The following is a 9157-nucleotide window of genomic DNA, read 5'->3' on the forward strand; positions in this document are numbered from 1 at the left end:
TTTGATATTGTCATTTATAGAATCTCCTCCTTTGTTTCTAGAAAATTCTACTCCTTTTGTCGATTGTTTTTGGGGGGTGCCATTTGGACTTAAATTCTAAATACTCTATAGCTAGTCATTTTGATGTCTTTCAATTAGCTGATGAAGCCTTTAATGCGGCTCCTTTGGAACTCCGGCAAGCTATGAAAAAACATAATATTGATGAAAATAAGTTTATTATCCCTGAAATAGGTGAATTTTTTCTATTTGATGAAAATGGTTTAGAATCTATAAAACATCGGTAGTAATTATATCAGGTATGTATTTTCTTTCTTCTTCAATTAAATATTCCTGACGTCTTCCGGCAATAAAATCATCTATTATAGAAATATTTTTATCAATTCGATTTTTAGTAAAAATCTTATGCATCTCATCAATTATATTGTCTTTCATTTTATATTACTCTTCATTATTTTTACTAAACAACATCGTCATAGAATAAGCAAGTATGGCAAACATACAAAGATATAAAATCGGGAATAGATTGAAATCAAATGATTTTATTACCTTTGCACAAATATAATTAGCAGTACCGGACATTAACATTGAGCCGATATTATGTCCTAAACTTATAACACGATAGCGTTCTTTAACTACAAAAGACTTAATAATTATACTATGGGCAAGAGCATTAAAAGGAGCAACCGATGCAGCGAGCATTAAACTAGCTGCAAGCCCTAAATTAGCCATTTGATATTTTACTGCTATCACAAAAAATACACTTGCTGTAATGGTACATATAAATGCGATTTTTAATACCGAATTAACTCCTAAGCGGTCGGCAATAAAGCCGGCAATCGGCATGCAAACAGCAAAACATATTACTATTAAGACTGAAAAAGAACTCATAATAATACCGACTGAAGGTAATACAATCGGTAAATATTGCTTCATAAAGATGATCGCAATTTGATATGTTGCTCCAAAACCTCCGGCTAAAAATATTAACCGTGCAATATTTTTCCATTGCTTTTTAATTATAGAGCTAAGCTTTTCAATAGTACCTTGTCTATTATGTGCTTCTTTAAATTCCGGTGTTTCATCAAATTTCCGGCGATAATAAAGAGTTATTAATGCAAATGGTAAACTTAGTAAAAACGGAATACGCCAACCCCACTCCGGAAAAATATGAGAATTGAAGAAATTAGTTGCACCAATCCCGCATAATAAACCCATTACTCCTGTACATCTAGTTATTGCCGAGGCAGTAAATCGGTATTTTGCTTCTAAATGTTCAATAACATAAATCGCTACACCGTCATATTCCCCTCCAATAAAAATACCTTGCATAAAGCGACATAAAACTAAAATTATCGTACTCCAAACTCCTATCGAAGAATAATCAGGCAATAAACCTATTATTAAGGTAGGTATTACAATACCGATAATCGTAAAACTTAAGGCTTTTTTTCGACCGTATATATCCCCTATACGTCCAAAAATATAAGCACCCATAGGTTTTGATAAATATGCCGCCGCATAAACGGCAAAAACATTTACAAGCTTTGTTAACGGATCAGTACCGGCTGAAAAGAATTTATCGGAGATAATTGCCGCTGAAAAACCATATAAACTATAGTCGTAATATTCAATGATAGTGCCAAAAAAAGCACCAAGAACTTTATTGCTTGATTTTGTTTGTTTCATTTTAAAGGTATACTGTGAGTAAACGAAAAGTAGGTAGACGAAGTTTAATTTGGAAAAGAGCAAGGTGTCTTGAAGCTGATAACCGCAGCGTACATATTAGTACGCGAGGATTATCAGCAAAAGACAACGTAGCCAATTTTTTAAATTAAACGAGTATACATGACCGCTTTGGCCGTTACTTAAAATCCTTCAAAGACCTTTATGTAAAGGTGGACTTCATATATCTAAACTGAATTAGTATTAGACAGGGACGATGTCCTAAAAGTTAGTGGTAGTCCTAGGTTAATATTAAGCTCACGAACCAAGCAGCCAAGAGCTAATATATCACTTTCCCATTTTACGTGCAAGATTTTCTAGGTAACCTGCTATAGTAGTTAAGGTTTCTGCGAATTTTTCTTCATCGGGATGATTTTTTTGAAAACCGTTTTTATTAAGTTTTTCTGTTAGATTAGCTATTTCAGCTTGAGCATTAAGAGATGCCATAACTAATAATAGCTCAAAAGAGGCTGTGGGACTACCAAGTTTAATTTCCGCTATTTTATCATTCATTTTATTCGCTAAAGATAGTAATTCTTCCTCATCTCCATTATTACAATATAATTGAAAGCTCTTGTTATTTAATGTTACCGTAACAATTGACATAATTATTTTTGCTGTTTTTTTATTTCTTCAAGTTCATTAATATAAATGTTAATTTGATCTAGCATTTTTATATAGTTATCTTTTAATTCTTTATTTTCGTTTTGTAATTTTTTGACTTCATTTTGATTATTCGTTTGTGCCCGCAATAACTCGTCAAGTTTATGCTCAACTTCTTCCATTAATCTCTTTAACATTTCATTATCCATTTTCTTCTAAGCATTAATTATGAATGGATGACTTACAATAATAATCGATAACATTATAATAGATATAAGTACTAATTGTTTTTTACGTTTATAATTTATCAATGCCGTAGCCCTTTTATTATTTAATAATTTTTCGGTTTCGTTCTGTTTAGTAGCTTCTATCTGCTCTGCATTTCGATCTTTTACATTAAGATAATCCAAGTATAATTTTAAGTAACCTTTTACGTATACTTCTCCCGGTAAAACCTCAAAAGCACCCTCTTCTAAAGCTACTAAATATTTTTTTCTAATTTTTAAATCACTAGATACCTGATTTAAAGTTTTACCCGAATCTAACCTAATTTGCTTAAGCATTGATGACATAATTTACTCAAGTTTTTGTAAGAATATTTCAAATTTCTTATTTGCTAAAATAATTATATTTAAGTCTATAATTTCTTGAGATTTAATTTCTTTAATAAAATCAAGAAAATTTCTAACTAAATTATTATTATTATCAATCCATAAATCTAAATCAATAGTTGTTTTAGATTTATTAATTATTTTTATTAATAATCTACGTTGTTTGTCATATAAATCATCTTTTAGCGATTGAATACCTAGGCGTCGCCAAAATGAATCGTTCAATTGCTTATCACAAGCTTTACGTAACCAATCAAGACTAAACATATCGCTTATAGCAAAATAAGCTTTTGCTATCTCTTTATTATTTCCTGAAGTCTGTTTTGTTACATATATAATATCAAATACTGAAATTAAATTGTCAAATGTAGCGATAGTAGCAGCAAATGATTCCTCTATCCCGCTAGTTGTATAATAATTTAATTTTTCTTCAAATCTGATTTTAGTTTCTCCGACTAATAAAGTACCTACCGTTTTTCTTAAGTTTTGTGCAGGATCTCTAAACTCTTCTATAGTTTCACTAATATTAATTGGATGCTTTAAATTTTTAATAAACCACGAAATACCCCGACGCATTAATTTCGTTATTTCGGTAAACATATCGATTTTTACATTGTAATCAATATTAGTAGGTAGCTTACTTATCGTTTCCCATGTATCATCAAGATCAAAAATTTCACAAATAATGGTATATGACCTTATTATATCACAAAGAGGGGCCCCAATCTCACGCTTTACAATACTAATAAGCGGCCCTCCAAGTTGATTAATTATTTTATTTATGGTAACAGTTTTAATAATCTCATGTTTAAGAGGATGAGATAAAATTTCATTACGAAACTTTTTTTGCATCATTTCAGGAAAATAATCTATAAGATATTCATCAAAATATTTATCATGAGAAAAAGTAGAATTAAGTAGCTCGTGGTAAGCTGATCTTTTACTATATGATAGCAACACGCAAAGCTCAGGACGAGTTAGTACTTCACCGCTGATAGCTCTTCTATTCAATTCTTCCGCACTAGGCAAGAATTCATTTTCCCGTTCTAATACTTTTTCTTCTTCTAAAATATCTATAAATTGACTAAGTATATTAACGGTTAAAGTAGGAGATAGTTGCATAATTGTTATTGCTTCGGTTTGCTTATAATTATCAAGCAATACTAATTCTTCAACTTGCTTTGTCATATCATTTAGAAGTTTATTACGTTCTTCTAAAGTAATTTTTCCTGAGATTACCGCACTACTTAAAGCAATTTTGATATTTACCTCATGATCGGAGCAATCAACACCTGCTGAATTATCAATAAAGTCGACATTTATGCGTCCGCCTTTTTTAGCATATTCAACTCTACCTCTCTGTGATACACCGACATTACCACCTTCTGCTATAACTTTTGCTCTAATTTCTTCACCGTTACATCTAAGGTTATCATTTGTCTTATCACCGATTTCTAAATTATTTTCCGTTTTAGCTTTGATATAAGTGCCTATTCCGCCATTCCACAATAAATCAACATCTGCTTTTAAAATAGCTTTAATTAATTCTTCCGGTGATAATTCATTATCATTTATATCAAGTAATTTTTTAATTTCTGGTGATAATTTTATTAATTTACTACTACGTTCAAATACTTTTCCTCCTTTAGAAATAAGCTTAGAATCATAATCGGACCAATTAGAACCCTTTAAATTAAATAAACGCAAACGCTCATTGAAACTTGTTAAAAGATCAGGAGCAGGATCAATAAATATATGTTTATGATTAAAGGCAGCAACTAACTTAATAGCCTCTGATCTTAGCATACCGTTACCAAACACGTCTCCCGACATATCTCCTATACCTACGACGGTAATAGGGTCTATTTGGACATCTAACCCTAAAGTTTTAAAGTGATTAGTTACGGAAATCCAAGCTCCTTTAGCGGTAATAGCCATTTTTTTATGATCGTAACCTGCAGAGCCACCGGAAGCAAAAGCATCGTCAAGCCAGTAATTATATTCTCTTGACACACTATTAGCATAATCCGAAAATGAGGCGGTACCTTTATCGGCAGCAACCACTAAATAAGGATCTTCTTTATCATAAATAATAATGTCTTTCGGATGCAGCACTTTACCGTCAACGATATTATCGGTTATGTCTAATAAACCTCTCAGGAAATTCTTATAGCATTCTACCACTTTTTCCATATATTCATCACGAGTAAGTCCTTCCTCAGTAAAATGAACATAAAAACCGCCTTTAGAGCCGACAGGGACAATAACGGAATTCTTCGTCATTTGTGCTTTCATAAGTCCAAGGACCTCAAGCCTATAATCTTCTGCTCTATCCGACCATCTAAGTCCTCCGCGTGATACGGGACCGCCTCTTAAATGAACGGCTTCAAAATTTCTAGAATGAACAAACGCTTCGGCAAACGGAACAGGTTTAGGTAAACCAGGTACTTTTGAAGAATCAAACTTAAATGAAAAAACACGTTTATGCGGTTGATAGTAATTTGTTCTAGTAATAGCATTAATTATACCAAGCATGCTACGCAGTACTTTATCTTCACTACTCATCTCAACGGTTACTAAGTAATTATTCAGTTTATCTTGAATTACATCACAATTATTATCAGGATGTTTAGGATTAAATTTTATATCAAACAGATTTACCAACATTTTTGTATATTCGGGATGTTTAAGTAGTGTTAGTTGCACATAACCTGTACCGTAACTAAATCCCGTTTGATGTAAATATCTTGTTAAAGCTTTGATGAGTTTAACTTGCTTCCAGTTAAAGCCGGCAAGCACTATTAGTTTACTTAAAGAATCATTGGCAAGCATCCCAAGTGCCATTTTATCCAAGGCTTCTTCAACATTTATTTTTAATTCGGTAATATTATCTTTTACAGGTACAATAGAAGTTAAGATAAAATTATATATCCAGCTTTCTTTAATTTCCAGAGCCTCCTTAATTGCAAAAGTTTGTTCATCAATTGCTTTAAAACCTAAATTTTCGATTGGTGGCAATATGTTAGAAAGGGCAAGTTTTACTTTTGGACTATATATTTTTAAGTAAAATTCCGTTTCATTTACAGAAACTAGATTAAACATACATTCTTGTGACTTGTTTGCTTCCATTAAATATTCAATATCTATTAAAGCTATTTCCGGAGAAAATTTTTGTCTATAATCTGCCGGAAAAACATTATCAAAAAGCTTTAAATTAATACCTGCTTGATATTCACCGAATTTTTTAGAAAGCTTAAAATAAAAATCTTCACTCCAGCGTGTAGAGATACGATCTAAATCTTGCTGTATTATTTCTGCTTCAAAATTTATTTTATGTTCCCCTTGTGCTTCAAGCGTTACAAAAAGATAAGAAAAATTACCGACTACTTCGGTTATATAGTTGGATAAAATTTTACTACCGAATTTTTCCGCTAAATAACAATCTATCATATTATGTATTTCAGCCGTTAAACGTTCTCGTGGCAGAAAAATTATGATATTAAAAAAAGAACTCGACCAATCATATTGAATAAATAATTTAAGCTTCTTACTCATCATACTTGAGAGCATATGTAAACACATACAATATAAATCGCCTTGATCAATTTGTATTAAAGCTTCTCTCGGTAACGACTCCATTAAAATTCTTAACTTATCGGCATTATAACCGGATAATGCAAAACCGGCTTTCTCAATTACAAAATTAAATTTTTGTCGTAGGATTGGAATATCACTTATTGAATGGTAATACATATTTGCATTATATATGCCGAAAATTATACTTCCCGAAATATATTCACCCGAAGAGCTAAATTTTTTCACTAAGATATAGTCGATTAAATTATCTGAATGGATAAGCGACGCACTATTTATTTTACCGAGTATTATTAATTGATTTTGATATAAAGGACTCGCTGAACATTTTATAATATCATCAATCTCGTCTTTTACTTCTTGCCATATTTTTGCTGCTCCTATTTCATTGCTTAATTTTAAAGATTTTACCTCAAAATCAAGAGTCCCTAATAAAACCAAATTATCGTTTTGTAACCAATTTAAAAATTCTTTAGCCTCTTCAGAATTTAATTTATCATTATCAATTATATTTTTAGATAAATCTTGTAATTTTGTGAGTAATTGCGGTAAATGGCTATAGCTTTGCTCTAACTCTTCTAATCTTTCATTTATAGCTTCAGTTAAAAATGTAGTAGTTTTATCGTCAAAATTTCCTAAAATGGTTAAATGCAGTATCGATTCTGATTTTTCATCCGACACAGAATTTTCTAATATTTTTTCTAATTCTCCTTTACTATTTCGGACGCAGTTTATTACCGGATGGAGTAAAAACTTAGTTTGCAAATTCATATTTTTAAGCAGACATATAATAAAATCAACAATATGCGGTTTATTATCAAGTAATATCAAGACATTTATTGCTGGATCATTTTCTATAACCGTCTTTGTTATTGCTATTTTTCTTGCTCTTTCTACCCTTTGCTTAAAAAACTTAAAGGCTTCATCTGCAAAATTTTGAAATAGTTTTTCTCTATTCTCAAAATCATAATCTATCGGAATATAATTTAAAAACTTTTGAGCAAAATCTATATATATGGAACTTGACTCACGTTCCTTGCTAAGTTCTAGAATTTTAGTTTTATAATTCGGAATTTGACAATTTAAACGACTAAAATTTAAAGAGGTTGTTTTTGGGGTCATGATTTTCTCAAGAATAATATTATATGCTATCTATGTACTATCATATGCTATTATATTATATTATATTATATATTATTTAATAAACAAGAGTGTATAAAATAAATGGAAACGATATTTGCACAAAGCTCTGCATTCGGTAAAGCAGGCGTAGCGGTTTTTAGGATTTCCGGTTCTAAAAGTTTAGAAGTTTTACAGCTACTTACCGGCAGAGCAGACTTTACACCACGCATCATGTATTATCAACAAATTACAGTTCCTGAAACTAAAGAGCTAATTGATAATGCTATGGTTGTTTATTTTAAATCACCTAATAGCTTTACCGGTGAAGACGTAGTTGAGATTCATACGCACGGCAGTAAAGCTATCTCCATAATGCTTATTAACGCATTGTTAAATATAGCTGATATTCGTTTAGCAGAAGCAGGAGAATTTACCAAAAGGGCTTTTTTAAACAATAAGTTTGATTTAACGGCAGCAGAAGGGATAGCCGATTTAATTAATGCTGAAACTATTATGCAGCATAGGCAAGCAATTAGACAGGCAAGCGGTGGGCTTGAAGAATTATATAATAACTGGCGTAGTCAGCTTTTAAAAATCATCTCTCTGCTTGAAGCTTATATAGATTTCCCTGATGCAGATATACCGGATAGCGTCCTTAATGATGTTCACAATACTCATAAAAACCTTGTAAACGAAATGTCTAATTATCTTAATGATAATAGACGAGGAGAATTACTAAATAGCGGTCTTAAGCTTGCAATTATCGGTCCGCCGAATGTCGGTAAGTCTAGCTTATTAAATTTTTTAATGCAGAGAGATATAGCAATTGTCTCAAATATTGCAGGAACTACTAGAGATATAATTGAAGGGCATTTAGACATTGGCGGCTATCCTATTATTTTACAGGATACGGCAGGTATAAGAGAAGAAAGTAGTGACATGATAGAGCAAGAAGGTATAAAAAGAGCTATTCATTCAGCTAAAACAGCGGATATTAAAATTATTATGTTTGATGCCGAAAAATTAGATTCCTCTATAAATGAAGATATTACAGGTTTAATTGATGAAAATACTATCGTAATAATTAATAAAATCGATTTAATTGAACCTAGTAAAATCTTTTCTATTGAAAATAAATATAAATGCTTAAGGGTTTCAGTAAAAAATAATATTGCTCTTTCAAGTATATTAAAAAATATTGAAAATATTGCCGAAAATATGGCGAGTTTTACCGAAACGCCTTACATAACAAATCAACGTCATCGTCATTATTTAAAACAAGCTCTCTCACATTTAACGGCTTTTAGCTTAGATAATGATTTAGTCCTAGCAACTGAAGATATCAGAATGACAGCACGCTGCATTGGTGCTATTACGGGCGTTATTAACGTAGAAGAAATACTAGGCGAGATCTTTAAAAATTTCTGCATAGGTAAGTGATTTTACCGCTGTCACATGGGTATAAATATCGTCATTGCGAGCAGCCATAGGCTGCGTGGCAATCT

8 protein-coding genes and 1 other RNA gene are annotated in these 9157 nt (G+C 31.3%); 2 read left to right on the forward strand and 7 right to left on the reverse strand.

The annotated features are described in order from the left end of the window. Positions 1-83 precede the first annotated feature (83 nt). Positions 84-284, forward strand: a complete 201-nt coding sequence (locus tag KYQ89_RS01170; protein ID WP_218460026.1) for a hypothetical protein — start codon at positions 84-86, stop codon at positions 282-284. On the opposite strand, the gene KYQ89_RS01175 is transcribed toward KYQ89_RS01170, so the two are convergent. The 7 genes from KYQ89_RS01175 to KYQ89_RS01205 form a co-directional block, all read right to left on the reverse strand. Next, positions 268-432: a hypothetical protein gene (locus tag KYQ89_RS01175; RefSeq protein WP_218460027.1), complete on the reverse strand. Its 165-nt coding sequence runs from the start codon at positions 430-432 to the stop codon at positions 268-270. The two genes, KYQ89_RS01170 and KYQ89_RS01175, sit on opposite strands and share 17 nt — an antisense overlap. Before the next feature lie 6 nt (positions 433-438). Then, positions 439-1686, reverse strand: a complete 1248-nt coding sequence (locus KYQ89_RS01180; RefSeq protein ID WP_218460016.1) for an MFS transporter — start codon at positions 1684-1686, stop codon at positions 439-441. A 156-nt stretch (positions 1687-1842) separates the two neighbouring features. Beyond that, positions 1843-2001, reverse strand: a non-coding RNA gene (gene ssrS, locus KYQ89_RS01185) — 6S RNA. Positions 2002-2010: 9 nt separating this feature from the next. After that, positions 2011-2328, reverse strand: coding sequence for a cell division protein ZapA (locus KYQ89_RS01190; protein WP_218460018.1), 318 nt, complete (start codon positions 2326-2328; stop codon positions 2011-2013). 2 nt (positions 2329-2330) lie between these two features. Then, a complete protein-coding gene (locus KYQ89_RS01195) occupies positions 2331-2534 on the reverse strand; it encodes a hypothetical protein (protein WP_218460019.1) in 204 nt (67 codons plus the stop codon). A 6-nt stretch (positions 2535-2540) separates the two neighbouring features. Next, positions 2541-2897 carry a helix-turn-helix domain-containing protein gene (locus KYQ89_RS01200; protein WP_218460020.1) on the reverse strand — a complete coding sequence of 119 codons (357 nt, stop codon included), beginning with the start codon at positions 2895-2897 and terminating at the stop codon, positions 2541-2543. A 3-nt stretch (positions 2898-2900) separates the two neighbouring features. Continuing rightward, complete coding sequence (locus KYQ89_RS01205) at positions 2901-7652, reverse strand: NAD-glutamate dehydrogenase (RefSeq protein ID WP_218460022.1); 4752 nt, start codon at positions 7650-7652, stop codon at positions 2901-2903. A 102-nt stretch (positions 7653-7754) separates the two neighbouring features. Between KYQ89_RS01205 and mnmE the strand changes: the two genes are divergently transcribed. Beyond that, positions 7755-9092: a tRNA uridine-5-carboxymethylaminomethyl(34) synthesis GTPase MnmE gene (gene mnmE / locus KYQ89_RS01210; RefSeq protein ID WP_218460023.1), complete on the forward strand. Its 1338-nt coding sequence runs from the start codon at positions 7755-7757 to the stop codon at positions 9090-9092. Positions 9093-9157: the final 65 nt, after the last annotated feature.

It is taken from the genome of Rickettsia sp. TH2014 (genome assembly GCF_019249195.1).
Classification (GTDB): domain Bacteria; phylum Pseudomonadota; class Alphaproteobacteria; order Rickettsiales; family Rickettsiaceae; genus Rickettsia; species Rickettsia felis.